The organism is Streptomyces sp. BBFR51 (assembly GCF_044591655.1).
In the GTDB taxonomy this organism is placed as follows: Bacteria; Actinomycetota; Actinomycetes; order Streptomycetales; family Streptomycetaceae; genus Streptomyces.
In genome coordinates, this window is the sequence record NZ_CP172448.1 from 2,379,190 (window position 1) to 2,396,391 (window position 17,202).

The following is a 17,202-nucleotide window of genomic DNA, read 5'->3' on the forward strand; positions in this document are numbered from 1 at the left end:
GTACCCGAGGCGGGGCTCAGTCCAGGTCGATGCGCTGTCCGGGGCCGGTGCCCTCGTCGCCCTCGTCGCGGCCGTCGGCCTCGCGTTCGTCCAGGTCACGTGGGTCGCGCGGGTCCCCCGGCGCAGTGTCGCCGGTGGTCCAGCGGCGTTCCTGGTCCTGGACGGCGGAGCGGTAGGCGGCGAGGAGTTCGCCGCCGGCGGCCGCGAGGTGGTCGAACACGTCGGGGTTGCGCTCGAGGACCGGTTCGACGGCCGCCTTCGCCTGCTGGACGACCTGCCGGACCACCTGCTGGGCGGCGGGTCCGGCGACCTGGCCGAGCAGCGGGGACTGGAGAGCGGACAGCTTGTCGGCGACGGTGTCGACGAGGCGGCGCAGCTCCTCGGCGGCGGAGCCGGGCGGCGGCCCGTACTCGGCGCGGCGGCGGGCCTTCTCCGCCTCCAGGTCCTCGGCGCACGCCGTCGCCCAGGCGTCGGCGTCGGTCGCTCGCAGCTCGTCGGTCTCCTCGACCGCGTCGGCCTCGTCGGGGCGGGGGGCCTCGGACGGGGGGAGCTCTTCGCTCATGACGGACTCCTGACTACGGTTCGTCCTTACGACGTTACCCGAACGGGCCCGGCCCCCGTCGGGATCAGTGTCCTCTCGGCCACAGCCGCGGGTCCGGCGCGAACCGCACGGCGAGGGTGCCCTCCCGCAGCGCCGCACCCTCGACGGTGCAGCGGCGCAGGGCGGACGGCAACGGGACGATGCGGCGGAACGGCCCCGCGGCGACGACCAGTTCGTCACCGCGGCGCACCAGGTCGAGTTCCTCGCGTACGGCGCCGGGCAGCGGGATGTGCCAGACCAGTACGCCGTCCTCGGCCAGCCGGTCGGTGACGGGCCACTCGACCGGGGAGGCGTCCGGGTTGACGCCCGGCACGTCGAGGGCCGCGAGGTCGTCCGTGCCGCGCGGGTCCCGGCCGAGGTGGGCGACGGCGCGTACGTCGTACGTCCCCCGCCACTCCTCCACTGCCTTGCGCTGCTGGGCGAGGGGGCCGGTGAGCCAGCTGTCCGCCGGGGTGTCCTCGGGCAGGACGCGGTTGGCGACCAGCAGGTCGGTGCGCAGGCCGCGCAGGGCGAGGCCGAGGGTGGTGGCGCGGACGGCGTCGGCCGCGGCCGGTCCGGGTTCGGCGACCAGCCGTACGACGGTGTTCCGGTCGGCGACGACGGCCTCGGCGGCGGCGAGTTCCAGGTCCCAGCGGGCGGCGGCCTCGTACAGCGCCTCGGCGGGCATGGGGACGCCCGCGAGCCGGCCGAGGACGGGGCGCAGGGCGCGGGCGGCCTGCCGCTCGGGCGGGAGCAGGCGGCGCAGGCAGCGGCGCAGTTCCTCGGGGGCGGCGAGCAGGGCGAGGGCGCGCGGCGCGGGCGGGAGGTCGACGACGAGGAGGTCGTGCGCCTCGGCGAGGGCGGCCTCGCGCAGCGAACGCAGCAGGGCGAGTTCGTCGGCGCCGGGCAGCGGGGTGAGTTCCTCGGGGTCGAGGCGGGAGGCGCCGAGGAGGTCGAGGGCGGAGGAGGCACGGTCCTGGAGGGCGGCGAGGCCGTCCCGGAACCCCTGGGCGGCGTCGGGGCGCCAGGCGGTGAGCCCGGGTTCGACGGGGGTCGGCGTCGGGCCGGTGCGCACCCCGAGCGCGGCGCCGAGGGTGTCGTCGCGGTCGGCGCCGAGGAGCAGGGTGCGGGTGCCGTGCCGGGCGGCGGTGAGCGCGGTGGCGGCGGCGACGGTGGTACGGCCGCTGCCGCCGGGGCCTGTGATCAGGATGGTGCGCATGGGGGTGAACGGTACCTGGGGGCTCCGCCGGTTGGGCTTGTGCGCGACGTGGGGGTGGGCCGGGGGTGGGTGTCGCGGGCCGGCGCTGGCCGGGTGCCGCTGCGCCCACCCGTGCCGCCCCAGCGGCACGACTGCCCGCAGCTACGGGGGGCGGCGACTGCCGCAGCTATGCGGGTGGGGTTGACTCCACTCGCTTTTTGAGGCCTGCCAAGGCTCGGTCGGTGATGACCTTTTCCGCCTTGCGCTTGATCATGCCGAGCATCGGGATCTTGACGTCGACCGTGAGCCGGTAGGTGACCTCCGTGCCCGTGCCCGCCGGGCGGAGCAGGTAGGTGCCGTCGAGGGAGCGCAGCATCTGGGACTTCACCAGCGTCCAGGACACCTCGTTCTCGCCGGTCCAGGTGTAGGCCAGCGTCTGGTCGTCCTTGATCGCCCCGGCGTCCATGACGAGTCGGACCTGTTCGGCACGGCCCTGGCTGTCGGTCGCGAGGACCTCGGCCTCCTTCACCTCGCCGGTCCAGTCCGGGTAGCGGGCGAAGTCGGCGATCACCGACATCACGTCGGCCGGTGCCGCCTCGATGGTGATGCTCGAGCTGGTGTGTTCCGCCATCGCCGTGGCTCCTCCGGATGCGGGCCGCTACTGAGGTCGTCGTGCGCCCGTGGCGCGCACGTGTGTGCCGCGTGAAGGCTATCGCGCACGGGCCCGGCGAACGTCACCACCCACCTGCGCAGGTCCGCCGTAACCTGTTCACCATTCCAGCACCCACGGCCGTCCCGTCGACGCGAAGTGGCCGACGTTCACGCACTCGGTCGCCCCGACGCGCATCCGCCGGGCCAGCGGCTGGTGCACGTGCCCGAACAGCGAGTACCGCGGCCGGGTGCGCCGGATCGCGTCCAGCAGCGCCCTGCTGCCCCGCTCGAAGCGCCGCGCCACCGTGTCGTAGACCAGTTCCGGCACCTGGGGCGGGATGTGCGTGCACAGCACGTCCACCTCGCCGACGGCCTCGATCTTCGCGGCGTACTCCTCGTCGCTGATCTCGTACGGCGTGCGCATCGGGGTCCTGAGGCCGCCGCCGACGAAGCCGAAGACGCGGCCGCCGATCTCCACCCGCTCCCCGTCGAGCACGGTGGTGCCGGGGCCGGCGTACTCGGGCCACAGCGGCGGCACGTCGACGTTGCCGTAGGTGGCGTACGTCGGGGTGGGGAACGCGGCGAACATCTCGGCGTACTGCTTGCGCACCGCCCGCTCGATCAGCTCCCGCGGTTCGCCGCCGGTCTCGGCCCACAACCGGGACCCGAGCTCCCGTGCCTCGGCGAAGCGGCGGGCGGTGCGCAGCTCGACGATGCGGTCGGCGTTCGCGATGCCGAACAGGTCGGGGAAGATGCCGCGCGAGTGGTCGGCGTAGTCGAGGAAGAGGACCAGGTCCCCGAGGCAGACCAGGGCGTCGGCGCCCTCCCCGGCCCTGGCCAGGTCGCGGGCGTTGCCGTGGACGTCGCTGACCACATGGACGCGCGTGCTCGTGTTACGGGGCGGTGTGGGTGCCATGGCGATCAAGCGTAAACAGCGCGCGCCTCTTGTGAACAGTGGCGGTCGGACCTGCGGTTACTGGCTGGTCGGTTGATCCGTCGACTACTGTGCGCAAAGGAAACCCCAACCGTGTGACGCAGCGAACATCTCGCGGGGACCCCCTGTCGGAGACGCATACCGGCGGGTAACGTCCGGGCAGTCCAGTCGTGCTCGGGATTTCAACATGTGAATCCCGCATCAGTTCTCCCGAGCACTTGCCCGACCCTTGGACCGCACCGTCGCATCACACAACGTCGTGGCGCCGGCGCCCTATGAGGAGCAGCAGTCTTGCGCGAGTTCAGCCTTCCGGCCTTGTACGAGGTCCCCGCGGACGGAAACCTGACCGACATCGTCCGCAGAAACGCCGCGCAGCATCCCGACGTCGCCGTGATCGCCCGCAAGGTGGCAGGCGCCTGGCAGGACGTGACCGCGCGCACCTTCCTCGCCGAGGTGCACTCCGCCGCCAAGGGCCTCATCGCCTCCGGTGTCCAGCCGGGCGACCGGGTCGGCCTGATGTCCCGCACGCGCTACGAGTGGACGCTGCTGGACTTCGCCATCTGGAGCGCGGGCGCGATCACGGTGCCGGTGTACGAGACCAGCTCGCCCGAGCAGGTGCAGTGGATTCTCAGCGACTCCGGGGCGACCGCCTGTGTCGTGGAGTCGGCCGGGCACGCCGCCGCCGTCGAGTCGGTGCGCGAGCAGCTGCCCGCCCTCAAGCACGTCTGGCAGATCGACGCGGGGGCCGTGGAGGAGCTGGGGCGCCTGGGCCAGGACGTCACGGACCGGACCGTCGAGGAGCGCGGCTCGATCGCGAAGGCCGACGACCCCGCGACCATCGTGTACACGTCCGGCACCACCGGCCGTCCCAAGGGCTGTGTCCTCACCCACCGCAGCTTCTTCGCGGAGTGCGGGAACGTCGTCGAACGGCTGCGCCCCCTGTTCCGCACGGGCGAGTGCTCCGTTCTCCTCTTCCTCCCCCTCGCGCACGTCTTCGGCCGCCTCGTCCAGGTCGCGCCGATGATCGCGCCGATCAAGCTGGGCTGCGTCCCCGACATCAAGAACCTCACCGACGAGCTGGCCGAGTTCCGGCCCACGCTGATCCTCGGCGTGCCGCGCGTCTTCGAGAAGGTGTACAACTCGGCGCGCGCCAAGGCGCAGGCCGACGGCAAGGGCAAGATCTTCGACAAGGCCGCCGACACGGCCATCGAGTACAGCAAGGCCCTGGACACCCCGTCGGGCCCGTCCGTGGGCCTGAAGATCAAGCACAAGGTCTTCGACAAACTCGTCTACAGCAAGCTCCGCACGGTCCTCGGCGGACGCGGCGAGTACGCCATCTCCGGCGGCGCCCCGCTCGGCGAGCGGCTCGGCCACTTCTTCCGCGGCATCGGCTTCACCGTCCTGGAGGGCTACGGCCTGACCGAGTCCTGCGCGGCCACCGCCTTCAACCCCTGGGACCGGCAGAAGATCGGCACGGTCGGCCAGCCGCTGCCCGGCTCGGTGGTGCGCATCGCGGACGACGGGGAGGTGCTGCTGCACGGCGAGCACCTGTTCAAGGAGTACTGGAACAACCCGGACGCGACCGCCCAGGCGCTGGCCGACGGCTGGTTCCACACCGGCGACATCGGCACCCTCGACGAGGACGGCTATCTGCGGATCACCGGCCGCAAGAAGGAGATCATCGTCACCGCCGGCGGCAAGAACGTCGCCCCGGCCGTCATAGAGGACCGCATCCGCGCGCACGCGCTGGTCGCGGAGTGCATGGTGGTCGGCGACGGGCGGCCGTTCGTGGGCGCGCTGGTCACGATCGACGAGGAGTTCCTCGGGCGGTGGTGCGCCGATCACGGCAAGCCGGCGGGTTCTACGGCGGTGGCGCTGCGGGACGACGCGGATCTGCTTGCGGAGATTCAGTCGGCGATCGATGACGGGAACTCTGCGGTCTCCAAGGCGGAGTCGGTGCGGAAGTTCCGGGTGCTGGGGGCTCAGTTCACGGAGGATTCGGGGCACTTGACTCCGTCGTTGAAGCTGAAGCGGAGTGTTGTCGCCAAGGATTACGCGGACGAAATCGAGGCGATTTACTCCAAGTAGGAGGCGCCTACCGGGGTGCCTCCCATTCGCCGCGGGCGGGTGCGGGTGCGTTGCGGTTCCCCGCGCCCCTCAGCGGCATACAGGTACCCCTCGCTTCCAGGGCATCCTGCGTTACAGCAAGGTCTTCAGGCGGGCCGCCAGTAGGTCCCAGCGCCATTTCTCCTCGACCCACGTCCTGCCCCGCTCCCCCATCCTGCGGCGCAACTCCGCGTCGCCGAGGAGGGTGATGACGCGGTCGGCGGTCTGTGCCGCGTCGTTGCCCCGCACCACCCAGCCCGTCTCGCCGTCGAGCACCGCGTCGGGGGCGCCGCCGGAGTCGCCGGCGACGACGGGCAGGCCGGTGGCGGAGGCTTCCAGGTAGACGATGCCGAGGCCCTCCACGTCGAGGCCGCCCCGGCGGGTGCGGCAGGGCATGGCGAAGACGTCCCCGGCGCCGTAGTGCGCGGGGAGTTCGGACCAGGGCACGACGCCGGTGAAACGGACGGAGGCGGCGACGCCGGTCCGCTCGGCGAGGCGGCGCAGGTCCTTCTCGTAGGGGCCGCCGCCGACGATCAGCAGGACGGCGTCCGGCTCGGCGGCGAGGATGCGCGGCAGCGCCCGGATCAGGGTGTCCTGGCCCTTGCGGGGCACCAGCCGCGAGACGCACACCACGACCGGCCGGTCGGTCAGTCCGAGGCGGGCTCGCACCTCGTCGCCGCCGCTGCCCGGGTGGAAGGTCTTCTCGTCGACGCCGGGCGGCAGCTGCGTCATCCGGGCGGCGGCCTCGGGCGTCAGCGCGCCGGCGATCCGGGAGCGCGTGTACTCGCCGAGGTAGGTGATCGTGTCCGTCGACTCCCCGATCCGGCGCAGCAGTTGCCGGGCGGCGGGCAGCTGGGCCCAGCCCGCCTCGTGGCCGTGGGTGGTGGCGACGAGGCGCTCGGCCCCGGCCTTCCGCAGCGCCGGTGCCATCAGGCCCAGGGGCGCGGCCGCCCCGAACCACACCGAGGCGCACCCGTGCTCGCGCAGCAGCCCGACCGCCCGCCGGGTCGCGCCCGGCGTCGGCAGGAGCATCGTGGTGCGGTCCCGTACGACGGTGAAGGGCTGCTCGGCGTCGAAGGCGGCGGTGGCCTCGATGCCCTCGCGGGTCCGCTTCCAGGTGGAGGCGTAGACGACGAGCCGCTCGGGGTCCAGGCGCAGCGCCATGTTGTGCAGGAAGGCCTGGATGCCGCCCGGGCGGGGCGGGAAGTCGTTCGTCACGATCAAGGTCTTGCGCACGCCGCCGACCCTACCGAACCCGCCACGGGGGCCCGGGCCCGGCCGCGTCCTGTGGCAGGCCCACAGGTGTCCGGGTCATCATGGCCGCACCAGCACGGCAGGCGTGGACGGGCAGGGAGCACGTGGAGACGAGGGACGCGGGGCGGTCACCGGTGTGGCTGCTGACGGCCTGGGGCGCCTCGCGCCTGGTGCTGCTGCTGTTCGTGCTGAAGGTGCTGGCCTTCCCCGGGCCGGACGTCACGAGCGACGTCTCCGTCATCTACCGGGACTGGTACGACGTCCTGCGCACCGGAACGTTTCCGCTGGACGACGTCACCTGGCAGTACCCGCCGGCGGCGGCCTTCGCGATCCTCTCCCCCGCCCTGCTGCCCTTCCTGGAGTACGCGACGGCCTTCTTCGTCCTCGTCTGTGTCACGGACGCCGCCGTGCTCGCGCTGCTGTGGCACTCGGGCCGGGGTGCGGGGCGCTCGCCGCGTGGTGCGTGGGTGTGGGTGGCGGGCGTACCGCTGCTGGGTCCGACGGTGTACGCCCGCTACGACGTGATGGTCACCGCCGTCGCGGTGGCCGCGCTGCTCGCCGCCGGCCGGCATCCGCGGGTGGCGGGGGCCCTGGCGGCCCTTGGCGCGCTGCTGAAGGTGTGGCCGGCGCTGGTGCTCCTCGGGATGCGGGGGCGGGCTCCGTGGGCCGCCGCCGTGTTCGGCGGGGCCGGTCTCGCGGTGCTGTTCGCCGTGTCGATGCCCGGGGCGTGGGCGTTCCTGACCTTCCAGCGCGAGCGGGGCGTCGAGGTGGAGTCGCTGGGCTCGCTGGTCTTCCACATCGCGCGGCACTTCGGCTGGGAGGGCGGGGTGCTGCTGAACTACGGCTCGATGGAGTTCCTGGGCCCGCACGTGGGCACGGTGGGCACGGTCTCGCTGGGGCTGAGCGCGGTGGCGTTCGGCTGGCTGCTGCTGTGGCGGCTGGTGTCCTCGCGGTTCGCGGCGCACACGGCGGCCGACGCGGCCTTCGTGGCGGTGCTGATGTTCACGGTGACGAGCCGGGTGATCAGCCCGCAGTACCTGGTGTGGCTGATCGGGCTCGCGGCGGTCTGCCGGTGCTTCCGGGCGAGCCGGATGCGGGTGCCGGTCGCCCTGGTGCTGGCGGCGGCCCTGGTGACGGTGCTGGAGTTCCCGCTGTTCTTCGCGAACGTCGTCGCCAGTGACCCGCTCGGCATCACGCTCCTGTTCCTGCGCAACGGGCTGCTGGTGGCCGCCGCGCTGGTCGCGGCCCGCGCGCTGTGGCGGGGCACGGCGGCGCGCGGGGTGTCCGAGCGGCCCGGGCAGTTCGGGCGGCTCAGGCGAACCGCGCCCGCAGATAGTCCCGCCAGCGCGCCGTGAAGTCCTCCGGTGTCGTCCCGAGCACGTCGTTCATCGCGTCCTCGAGTGCGCCGGCGCGCTCGTCGTGGGTGCCCACGGCACGGTAGAACGCGTCCAGCCGGTCCTCGCCCCACTGCTCGGCGATCATCCGGCAGGCCAGCCAGCCGCCCTCGTAGGCGCGGGCCAGTGCGTCGGCGTCGGCGGTGAAACCGAAGTCCTCGTCCGTCGGCAGCCGCGCGGGCACCCGGCCCTCGGCGACCTCCGCGGCCAGTTCTGGGGCGGCCTGGGCGGCGGTGCGTCCGCTGTCGCGGTAGCCGACCCAGTCGGCGTAGCCCTCGGAGAGCCACAGCGGGGTGGCGGAGGTGGTGTCGGCGCGGGTGGCGACGTGGGTGGTCTCGTGGGTGAGCACGACCTGCTTGCCGAGGTCGCCGAGCAGCCCGTAGGCGTCGGGGTTGACGATGACCCGGTCCGCCGGGGCGTGCTCCCGGCCGCCGGTCTCGCCGGTGGTGACCGCGGCGATGCCCCGGTAGGACGAGGCGGGGGAGCCGAGCAGGCCCGCCATGCCCTCCAGCGACCGGGGGACGAGCACCACCACCCGGCGGGCCCAGTCGCCGTCCCAGGCGTCCGAGACGGCGGGCACCGCCCGGTCGGCCAGATCGGCGAAGCGGCGCAGGGCCTCGGTGGACTGCCCGACGCCGAGGACGAGGCTGTGCGTGCCCCGGACCACCCGCACGGCGCCCTGGTCCCAGGGCTGCTGGCCGGACTCCTTGGCGGGACGGTCGGAGGCCACCGCCCACTTCCCGGCCCGGCCGTCCCGGCTCAGCCGCACGGTGCGGCCGGTGGTGACGGGGCCCCGGTCGTAGCCCTCGACGCGGTAGCGCAGCTCGACGTCGGCGGTGGCGGTGTCGCCGGTGCGCTCCACGTCCCGCACGCGGTACGACCAGTCGGCCAGCGGCAGCGCGTCCAGGTTGTCGAAGCCGGCTCCGGCGCCGCCCGTGCCCGCGTAGGCGGCCCGGTCGTGGTCGAGGACGGCCGCCGCACGCCGGTCGAGCACTCGCTGCACGTCGGCCCGGACGGGGTCGGCGCCGGTCCGGCCCCCGCAGGCCACGAGCGCGACGAGCAGCAGGCACAGCGCCACCACCGAGGAACCCGACACCCGCCTTCGACCAGCCACCTTCCCGATCGTACGGGCGCGGGAGGGCGGAAGGCAGCGGGCGGGGCGCTCTCGGCGGCCGTGCGGATCACACCCGGGTGACCGAGGAGACCGGCATCATGCCGACCGGGTCGTAGCGCACCGGCGCGCCGGGGTAGGGCGCGTGGATCACCTGGCCGTTGCCGGCGTACATGCCGATGTGGCTGGCGTCGTTCCGGTAGGCGACCAGGTCGCCGGGCCGTGCCTCGGCCAGGGACACCCGCCGACCGGCGCCGGACTGCGCCTGCGAGGTGCGGGGAAGACCGACCCCGGCCTGCGCGTACGCCCACTGGGTCAGGCCCGAGCAGTCGAAGCCGGAGGGACCGTTGGCACCCCAGACGTAGGGCCTGCCGAGGGCGGAGCGGGCGGCGGCGAAGGCGGCCGCCGCACGGCCGGAGGCGGGGGCGGCGCCGGCCAGGACGGTCAGGTCGTCGCGGCCGGAACGGGACCCGCGGCCGTAGGCGGCGCGTTCGTCGTCCGGGAGGGCGCCGAGCAGCTTTCTGGCCTTGGCGAGCTTCCGCTCGACGGTCTCCTTGTGGGCGGCGACGGCCTTGCGGCCCTTCTCCAGCTCGGTGAGCTTGCGGGCGGCCTCGGCACGGTCCTGGGCGAGGTCGCGCACGGCCTGCTGGAGTTCCTTCAGCTCGCCCGCCTGGCGGGTGGTGATCCGGTCGAGCACCAGGGCCCGGTCGAGGTAGTCGTCCGGGTCGGCGGAGAGCAGCAGCGCCAGCGCCGGGTCGACGCCGCCGGAGCGGTACTGGGCACCGGCCAGCGAACCGAGCGCGTCCCGCATGGTGTTGACCCGCTCCTGCTGCCGGGCGATCGAGTCCTGGCCGGCGGTGACCTCCTCGCGCAGCGTGTCGGTGCGCGCGTCGGCCTTGTTGTAGGCCTCGGTGGCCTGCTCCGCCTCGGTGTGGAGCCGGTCCACCTCCGCCCGCCGGTCGTCGTGCGGGGCGGCCGTGGCCGGTACGGCGCCCAGTACCGCGGCGGCGACGGAGAGCAGGCCGACGGCGGCGGTGGAGCCACGGTCGAACCCGGATGGTGCAAGGCGGCGATGGGACCCCACGGGAAGCCGCACTCCTTCCGCTGGCGGACGGGGAAACGCGGCAGACAGTAACCCCGCGGCGGGGCAGTGACCAACGACCTCGGGGGCCGCACAGCGCGACGCCCCGCCGCTGACGCAGGTCAACGGCGGGGCGGGGGCCACAAGGCCGGACCGTGATTCACCCGAACGGGCGGCACGGCGAGGGCGACTTCGGGTGGCGCGGGGCCTCGGGTCAGACCCGGACGCCGAACATGAACGGACCGCCGATGGTGCCCATCGACTCGTAGCGGACGTTCGTGCCGGTGCGCGGCGCGTGCAGGACCTGGCCATTGCCGGCGTAGAGGCCGACGTGGTGCAGGTCGCTGAAGAAGAAGACGAGGTCGCCGACCTGGAGGTCGCTCATGGAGGAGATGCGGGTGCCCGCGCCGGTCTGGGCCTGGGAGGTGCGCGGGATGCCGACGCCGGCCTGGGCGTAGGCCCAGGAGGTCAGGCCCGAGCAGTCGAAGGAGGACGGGCCGGTGGCGCCGTAGACGTAGGGCGTGCCTATCTTGCTCTGGGCGGCGGCGAAGGCCGCGGCGGCCCGGCCGGAGGCGGGCGTCCCGGCGCCGGAGAGGACCTCGCGCTCGCTGCTGCGGTTGGCGCGCTGTTCCTCGGCGGCGAGGGCGGCCTTCTCCTTCGCGGTGAGCGTGTTGAGCAGCTTCTGCGCGGAGGAGAGCTTGCCCTGGACTTCCTTCTTCTTCTTGCCCAGTTCGGTGCGGGTGGCGGAGAGGTCCTTGAGCTTCTCGGAGGCCTCGGAGCGCTGCTGGGCGAGGTCGCGCTGCTTCTCCTGGATCTTCTTCAGCGCCTCGACCTGCTGACCGCTGAGCTGGTCGAGGGTGGAAGCCTTGTCCAGGTAGTTGTCCGGGTCGGCGGACAGGAAGAGCTGGAGGGAGGGGTCGATGCCGCCGGAGCGGTACTGGGCGCTGGCCATCGAACCGAGGCCGTCGCGCAGGTCGTTGAGGTCCTCCTGGCCGCGGGCGACGTTGTCCTGGAGGGTGGAGATCTCCTTCTGGAGCTTCTCCTGCTTCTCCTTGGCGCCGTTGTACTTCTCGGTGGCCTGCTCGGCCTCCTCGTAGAGCTTGTCGACCTTGGCCTTGACCTCGTCCTTGCTCGGCTTCTCGCTCGGCGCGGCGTTGGCGGCCTGGGAGCTGAGAGCGACGGCGGCGGCGGCAGCGGTGGTGAGCACGGTCACGCGCGTGCGGCTCGGCTGCTTGGGACGACGGTGGGACGCCACGGAGACGAGCTCCTTCTTGAGAGGGATCACCCGTTCGAGGGTTCGAGGGCTGACCCTAGTGACCCACTCGTGATCAGTTCAAATCCTCCGCCGAAAAATCCCGGTTACGCACCGCATTCTTTGCCACAACTCACCTGCAGTGACCCCTGTTTGACACTACGTTGCGTGACGCTTCCGTCAATTCGGGCATAGGGCGCCTACGTTGCGGTTGGTACGGAAGTGAACGAGGGGCGCGGACGGCGGTCTGCGCGGGCCTAGGAAAGGCGCTTGAGGAGCACCACGGATGCCACCGGGCGTGCGCCGGCGCGCGCCACGCCGTCGGCCACCTCGCGGTCGGTGGAGACGACGATGACCGGCCGGCCCGGCGGCTCGGCCCGCACCAGCTGGCGGATCAGCTCGTCGGCGGTGACGCCGGGCTTGGAGAACAGCACCCTGACCCCGCGCGGCGGCGCGAGCAGCACGGGTGCCACGAGTTCGGCGCCGTCGAAGACGCAGGTCATCTCGGCGCCGGTCTGCGCGGCGAGCTGGGAGAGCTGGCCGAGCAGCCGCAGCCGCTGCTTCTCCAGCGGCATCTGGGGATAGCCGGTCTTGGTGACGTTGTAGCCGTCGACGACCAGGTGCGCCTGGGGCAGCGCGAGCAACTGGTCGAGGATGGCCGGGTCGTTCTCGGACAGGGCGCGCGCGGCGATGTCCTTCGGCGTCATCCGGCCGGGCTCGACCGCGTCCACGGTCTCGGCGGGCCGCACGGACACCGGCGGCAGCGCCAGCTCGCGGCGCAGCCCCTGGGTGGCGTCCAGCAGGGTGTCCAGGAGCAGCCGTACGCGCATGTCCTCGACGCTGCGCCCCTCGCGGGCGGCCTTGCGGGTGGCCTCCAGGGCGGCCTCCGCCTCCCCGAGGCGGGTCTTGAGCCGCCGGCTCTCGCTCTCGGCGGCGGACACCTGGGTCTGCCCCTCGGCGCGGACGGCGTCCATCTCGGCCTGGATCTTGCGCAGCGCCGCCTCGCCGCGCTTGACGTCGCTGAGGGCGGAGCGCAGCTTGCGGTGCAGGGACTCGGTCTCCCGCTTCGTCGTCTCCAGCTCGGCGCGCAGCCGCTCGGTCTCGGTCCTGGTGTGCTCCCGGGCCCGGGCCAGCTCCTCGTGCAGCCGCTCCAGCTCGGCGCGGCTCTCCTCGTCGGCGCGCTCGGCGTCGGCTCGCTGGGCTTCCTCACCGGCGGCGGTCACCAGCTTCACCCAGCCGTGCGGCCGCAGTACGTAGGCGGCGGCGGCCACGTCGAGCGGGTCGGCCGCGGGAGGTGCGGAACCGGCGTCCAGGGCACCGGCCAGCTCCGGCTGGGCGTCGCGGAACTTGTCGCCGATGCGCTGGCGGAAGAGCGGGTCGGTCTCCACGGCGGCGGCCATGGCGTTGCCGGCGAACTTGGCCCTGCGGTTGGGGGCGAACCGGGCGTACTGCCTCAGCTGTGCGGGCAGCTCGCCGAGGGTGAGCGAGCCGAAGCCGTCGGACACGATCTGCACGACCCGGCGGCGCACGCCGTCAGGCAGCGGGCGGTCGAGCACCTCAGCGGCGCCGTCGCCCGGCCCCCCGCCGTGTGTCTCCACCATCCGTCACCCCAATGTCTCAGGGCGATCCCGGGCCGGAATCGCCTTGTGCGGGGCCGCTCCGCTCAGGAGGCGGCACCCGGCCTGTCCACGAGTTCCACCTGGTCCACGGCGTTGCACCAGCGGCACCGAACCGACTCGATGGTCTCACTGAGCACCTCGCGCTCCTCGACCTTCGGCTCACCGGCCAGGTCGAGGTGCACGTACTCGACGACCTTCGAGGCCCGGGTCACGTCGAAGCGGGTGAGGTTGCCGCAGAGGGTGCAGCGCCACCGCGTCGTGTCGGTCGGCAGGGGAACCGTCATCGTGGCTGTTCACTCTCTTCCAGTGTCGGTGACGCGCCGGGCTCCACCCGGTGCGTGTGGCTCGTAACCCTACGGCCTGGCGGGTACCCGACGCCCGCGTGTCCACGGCGGCGAGGCGGTATGGGCCCTCGCGTCCCGCTACGTCATGCTCTGTGTCCATGATCCGCAACTGGAGCACGGCGACCCGCGGCACGCTCGGAAGGCTCAGAAAGCGCGGCCCGGCCCGCACGCCCCGGGGCCGGACGGCGCCGGTGACGTACACGCTGATCACGCTGTGCTGCCTGCTGTTCCTGCTCAGCCCGGCGGCGGGCCTGAATCCGGTGTACGGCACCGGGGACGAACTGCTGGCCGCGCAGCGCGCCTACTTCCGGCGCTGGGGCGTGATCCCCGCAGAACTGTTCGAGGACTCCCCCGGGTCCGCCCTCACCCCCGCCACGGCGCTGTTCGTCCACGGCAGCTGGGTGCACCTGCTGGGCAACATGCTCTTCCTCTACGTCTTCGGCGCGATGACCGAGGAACGGATGGGCCGGCTCCAGTTCGCCCTGTTCTACCTCGGCTGCGGCTACCTGGCCCTGCTCGGCTACGCGGGCGCCAACGCCCACTCCCAGCAGTCCCTGGTCGGCGCCTCGGGGGCGATCTCCGCGATCCTCGGCGCGTTCCTCTTCCTCTTCCCGAGCGCCCGGGTGACCAGCCTCCTGCCCTTCCTCTTCTTCCTGCCGCTGCGCTTCCCCGCCTGGCTCGTCCTGCCGTTCTGGGCGGCGCTCCAGTGGATGGCGGCGGGCCGGGCCGGCGACGGGCCGGGGGTGGCCTATCTCGCGCACCTGGTGGGCTTCGCGCTGGGCTTCGCCTTCGCCTGGGTGCGGTTCGGGCGTGCGACTAGAGTGAAGGGCGTTCCAGTGGCGGCGCCCGAGGGAGAGAACCAGCCGTGATCAGCGCGATCGTCCTCATCAAGACCAGCGTGGACCGCATTCCCGAGATCGCGGAGCAGATCGCCGCGCTGGAGAGCGTCAGCGAGGTCTTCTCCGTCACCGGTACCTACGACCTGATCGCCATGGTGCGGGTGAATCAGCACGAGGACCTCGCGGAGGTCATCCCCGGCCGGATCAGCAAGATCCCGGGCGTGGAGGGCACGGACACCCATGTGGCGTTCCGTACGTACTCGCAGCACGACCTGGAGGCGGCGTTCGCCATCGGGCTCGACAACTGAGGCCGTGCGCCGCGCCCGGCGGATGAAGAGTTCTTCATGCGGGACTCATCACCACCACCGGACACCCCGCGCAGAATCCGGGGCATGGTCTTCTCTCGCCGGATGGCGGCCCTCGCGGCCGTCGTCCTGATCCCACTCGGCATCGCCGCGACCAGTTTCGCCCTGACCGACACTCCCCAGGAGCCCAGGGTCCCGGCCAAGGTGGAGCTGGAGAGCGGCTCCCCCACTCCGAAGCCGACCTCCTCCTCGCCCGAGCCGACGCCCAGCGACCAGGTGGTGACGCGGCCGCCGGTCACCGACGGCCCTTCGGATGACGACGATGACGACGACCGGGGCGGGGACGCCTCAGACGACGACGGGGCCGGGGACGACGCGGCCGGAGACGGGTGAGCGCGAGCGCCGCCGGATCTCGGCCCGGGTCCGCATCCTGCTGTGGCTGCTGCTCGTGATGGCGGTCGCGCTCGCCTCGGTGGCGGCGACGACCCGCTCGATCCTGCTGCGCGACACCGACCAGCGGATCAACGGCCTGCTCGCGCAGGAGGCCGGCGAGTTCGCCAACTTCGAGGAACAGGGCTTCGACCCGGAGACCGGCCGCCCCTTCACCGACCCCGGGCGGCTGCTGCGGGTCTTCCTGGAGCGGCAGTACGCCGACCTGGACGAGGAACTGGTCGGCCTGGTCGGCGAGGTGGGCAGCAGGCCCACGCAGATCATCCAGCAGCGCGAGATCCCGGTCGGCCGGCCCCTGCACGAGGACGCCGACGCCCGGCGCCGCATCTACGCCTCCCCCGACTCCACCGGCACCCTGGACCGGCCGGAGGGCGAGATCCGCTGGGCCAAGGTCACCGTGGCCAGGTACGGCGGTGAACCGGCGGCCGCGTTCGTGGTCGCCTTCCATCCGGGCCGCGAACAGGCGCGCGCGGACGAGGTGTTCCGCGTCCTGCTCGCCATCTCCGGCGTCGCCCTGCTGATGACGACGGGCATCGCCTGGGTGGTCGCGGGCCGCATCCTGAAACCGGTCCGGCTGGTGCGCACGACCGCCGCGCAGCTCACCGAGCAGGACCTGACCCGCCGCATCCCGGTGCACGGCCACGACGACGTGGCGGCCCTGGCCGAGACGTTCAACGCCATGCTGGACCGCCTCGAGCGCGCCTTCGCCACCCAGCGCCGGTTCGTCGACGACGCGGGCCACGAGCTGCGCACCCCGATCACCATCGTGCGCGGGCACCTGGAACTGATGGGCGACGATCCGGCCGAGCGCGAGGAGACCGTCCGCCTCGTCACCGACGAGCTGGACCGGATGAGCCGCATCGTCGAGGACCTGCTGCTGCTCGCCAAGGCCGAACGCCCCGACTTCGTCACCCCCGAGCCGGTACAGCTCGCCGAACTCACCGCCGACGTCTACGTCAAGGCGCGCACCCTCGGCGACCGGGAGTGGGTGCTGGCCGAGGTCGCCGACCGCGAGGCCCGGCTGGACCCGCAGCGCATCACCCAGGCCATGGTGCAGCTCGCGCAGAACGCCGTGCAGCACACCACCACCGGCCAGACCATCCGCATGGGCTCCCGTGCCGACGGCGCCCGCGTCGAGCTGTACGTCGCCGACTCCGGCCCCGGGGTCCAGGCGCAGGACGCCGAGGTGATCTTCGAGCGGTTCCGGCGCGGCACGGCCCGGCGCGGGGTGCGCGGGTCCGGCGCCGGGCTCGGTCTCTCGATCGTCAGGGCGATCGCCGAGGGCCACGGCGGCCGGGCCGACCTGCGCGCCACCGAGGGCGGCGGCGCCACCTTCGTACTCACGCTGGACTGATTTCCGGAAGAGGCACGTCCATGAACCGCATCCTCATCGTCGAGGACGAGGAGCGCATCGCCTCCTTCGTCGAGAAGGGCCTGCGCGCCAACGGCTTCACCACCACCGCGGTCGCCGACGGCGACGCCGCCTACGAGTACGCCCTCACCGGCGGCTTCGACCTGGTCGTCCTGGACATCGGGCTGCCCGGCCGGGACGGCTTCACGGTCCTGCGCGAGCTGCGTGAGGCCCGGGTGACGACCCCGGTGATCGTGCTGACGGCCCGGGACTCCGTACGGGACACGGTGGCCGGCCTCGAGGGCGGCGCCGACGACTGGATGACCAAGCCGTTCCGCTTCGAGGAACTGCTCGCCCGGGTACGGCTGCGGCTGCGTACGGCGGCCAGGGCGCCGGAGGTGACGGTGCTGAAGTCGGGGACGCTCACCCTGGACCTGCGCACCCGCCGGGCCCGTGCCCAGGGTCGGACCGTGGACCTGACGGCCCGTGAGTTCGTGCTGCTCGAGCTGTTCCTGCGCCACCCGGGGCAGGTGCTGTCCCGCGAGCAGATCCTGTCCCACGTGTGGGGGTACGACTTCGACCCGGGCTCCAACATCGTGGACGTGTACGTGCGGGCGCTGCGCAAGAAGCTCGGGGCGCAGCAGGTGGAGACCGTGCGCGGGATGGGGTACCGGCTCCCGACCTGGTGAAGTTTCCTTCATGTGAGGCTCATTGAGGGCTCACCGCCCCCGTG

The 17,202-nt window shown here is 72.9% G+C and carries 17 protein-coding genes; 7 read left to right on the forward strand and 10 right to left on the reverse strand.

Annotated elements, in window-relative coordinates; all coding sequences use genetic code 11:
• Positions 1–16: 16 nt before the first annotated feature.
• The 4 genes from ACGH7X_RS10810 to ACGH7X_RS10825 all read right to left on the reverse strand — a co-directional run bounded on the left by ACGH7X_RS10810 (position 17) and on the right by ACGH7X_RS10825 (position 3,303).
• Positions 17–562 (reverse strand): DUF5304 domain-containing protein, encoded by a 546-nt coding sequence (locus ACGH7X_RS10810; protein ID WP_399884089.1) that lies wholly within the window; start codon positions 560–562, stop codon positions 17–19.
• Between the two features lie 64 nt (positions 563–626).
• A complete protein-coding gene (locus ACGH7X_RS10815) occupies positions 627–1,799 on the reverse strand; it encodes an ArsA family ATPase (RefSeq protein ID WP_399884091.1) in 1,173 nt (390 codons plus the stop codon).
• Positions 1,800–1,965: 166 nt separating this feature from the next.
• The gene (locus ACGH7X_RS10820; RefSeq protein ID WP_399884093.1) at positions 1,966–2,409 is read right to left on the reverse strand and encodes an SRPBCC family protein; all 444 of its coding nucleotides are present in this window, start codon (positions 2,407–2,409) and stop codon (positions 1,966–1,968) included.
• A 138-nt stretch (positions 2,410–2,547) separates the two neighbouring features.
• Complete coding sequence (locus ACGH7X_RS10825) at positions 2,548–3,303, reverse strand: metallophosphoesterase (protein ID WP_399896919.1); 756 nt, start codon at positions 3,301–3,303, stop codon at positions 2,548–2,550.
• A gap of 351 nt (positions 3,304–3,654) precedes the next feature.
• On the opposite strand from ACGH7X_RS10825, the gene ACGH7X_RS10830 reads away from it, so the two are divergent.
• Positions 3,655–5,451 (forward strand): AMP-dependent synthetase/ligase, encoded by a 1,797-nt coding sequence (locus tag ACGH7X_RS10830; protein ID WP_399884094.1) that lies wholly within the window; start codon positions 3,655–3,657, stop codon positions 5,449–5,451.
• 111 nt (positions 5,452–5,562) lie between these two features.
• Here the strand turns inward: ACGH7X_RS10830 and ACGH7X_RS10835 are convergent, their stop codons facing one another.
• Positions 5,563–6,705, reverse strand: a complete 1,143-nt coding sequence (locus ACGH7X_RS10835) for a glycosyltransferase family 4 protein (protein ID WP_399884096.1) — start codon at positions 6,703–6,705, stop codon at positions 5,563–5,565.
• A 122-nt stretch (positions 6,706–6,827) separates the two neighbouring features.
• On the opposite strand from ACGH7X_RS10835, the gene ACGH7X_RS10840 reads away from it, so the two are divergent.
• The gene (locus ACGH7X_RS10840) at positions 6,828–8,078 is read left to right on the forward strand and encodes a glycosyltransferase 87 family protein (protein ID WP_399896922.1); all 1,251 of its coding nucleotides are present in this window, start codon (positions 6,828–6,830) and stop codon (positions 8,076–8,078) included.
• Here ACGH7X_RS10840 and ACGH7X_RS10845 read toward each other — a convergent pair.
• From ACGH7X_RS10845 to ACGH7X_RS10865, 5 genes are all read right to left on the reverse strand, one after another.
• Positions 8,035–9,231, reverse strand: coding sequence for a hypothetical protein (locus ACGH7X_RS10845; RefSeq protein WP_399884098.1), 1,197 nt, complete (start codon positions 9,229–9,231; stop codon positions 8,035–8,037). The two genes, ACGH7X_RS10840 and ACGH7X_RS10845, sit on opposite strands and share 44 nt — an antisense overlap.
• Positions 9,232–9,298: 67 nt before the next feature.
• On the reverse strand, positions 9,299–10,312 hold the full coding sequence (locus ACGH7X_RS10850) for an NlpC/P60 family protein (protein ID WP_399884100.1): 1,014 nt from the start codon (positions 10,310–10,312) through the stop codon (positions 9,299–9,301).
• 211 nt (positions 10,313–10,523) lie between these two features.
• Positions 10,524–11,564, reverse strand: coding sequence for an NlpC/P60 family protein (locus tag ACGH7X_RS10855; protein ID WP_399896925.1), 1,041 nt, complete (start codon positions 11,562–11,564; stop codon positions 10,524–10,526).
• Positions 11,565–11,818: 254 nt separating this feature from the next.
• Positions 11,819–13,162, reverse strand: coding sequence for an NYN domain-containing protein (locus ACGH7X_RS10860; RefSeq protein WP_399884102.1), 1,344 nt, complete (start codon positions 13,160–13,162; stop codon positions 11,819–11,821).
• Between the two features lie 62 nt (positions 13,163–13,224).
• A complete protein-coding gene (locus tag ACGH7X_RS10865) occupies positions 13,225–13,464 on the reverse strand; it encodes a hypothetical protein (protein ID WP_031030820.1) in 240 nt (79 codons plus the stop codon).
• Between the two features lie 158 nt (positions 13,465–13,622).
• On the opposite strand from ACGH7X_RS10865, the gene ACGH7X_RS10870 reads away from it, so the two are divergent.
• From ACGH7X_RS10870 to ACGH7X_RS10890, 5 genes are all read left to right on the forward strand, one after another.
• Positions 13,623–14,393 (forward strand): rhomboid family intramembrane serine protease, encoded by a 771-nt coding sequence (locus tag ACGH7X_RS10870; protein WP_399884104.1) that lies wholly within the window; start codon positions 13,623–13,625, stop codon positions 14,391–14,393.
• Positions 14,390–14,671, forward strand: coding sequence for an Lrp/AsnC family transcriptional regulator (locus ACGH7X_RS10875; RefSeq protein ID WP_073722107.1), 282 nt, complete (start codon positions 14,390–14,392; stop codon positions 14,669–14,671). Before ACGH7X_RS10870 ends, ACGH7X_RS10875 begins: the two co-directional genes overlap by 4 nt.
• 84 nt (positions 14,672–14,755) lie before the next feature.
• On the forward strand, positions 14,756–15,061 hold the full coding sequence (locus ACGH7X_RS10880) for a small secreted hydrophilic protein (RefSeq protein WP_399884107.1): 306 nt from the start codon (positions 14,756–14,758) through the stop codon (positions 15,059–15,061).
• Positions 14,991–16,472 carry an ATP-binding protein gene (locus tag ACGH7X_RS10885; RefSeq protein ID WP_399884108.1) on the forward strand — a complete coding sequence of 494 codons (1,482 nt, stop codon included), beginning with the start codon at positions 14,991–14,993 and terminating at the stop codon, positions 16,470–16,472. Before ACGH7X_RS10880 ends, ACGH7X_RS10885 begins: the two co-directional genes overlap by 71 nt.
• A 20-nt stretch (positions 16,473–16,492) precedes the next feature.
• Positions 16,493–17,158 (forward strand): response regulator transcription factor, encoded by a 666-nt coding sequence (locus ACGH7X_RS10890; protein WP_399884110.1) that lies wholly within the window; start codon positions 16,493–16,495, stop codon positions 17,156–17,158.
• Positions 17,159–17,202 lie beyond the last annotated feature (44 nt).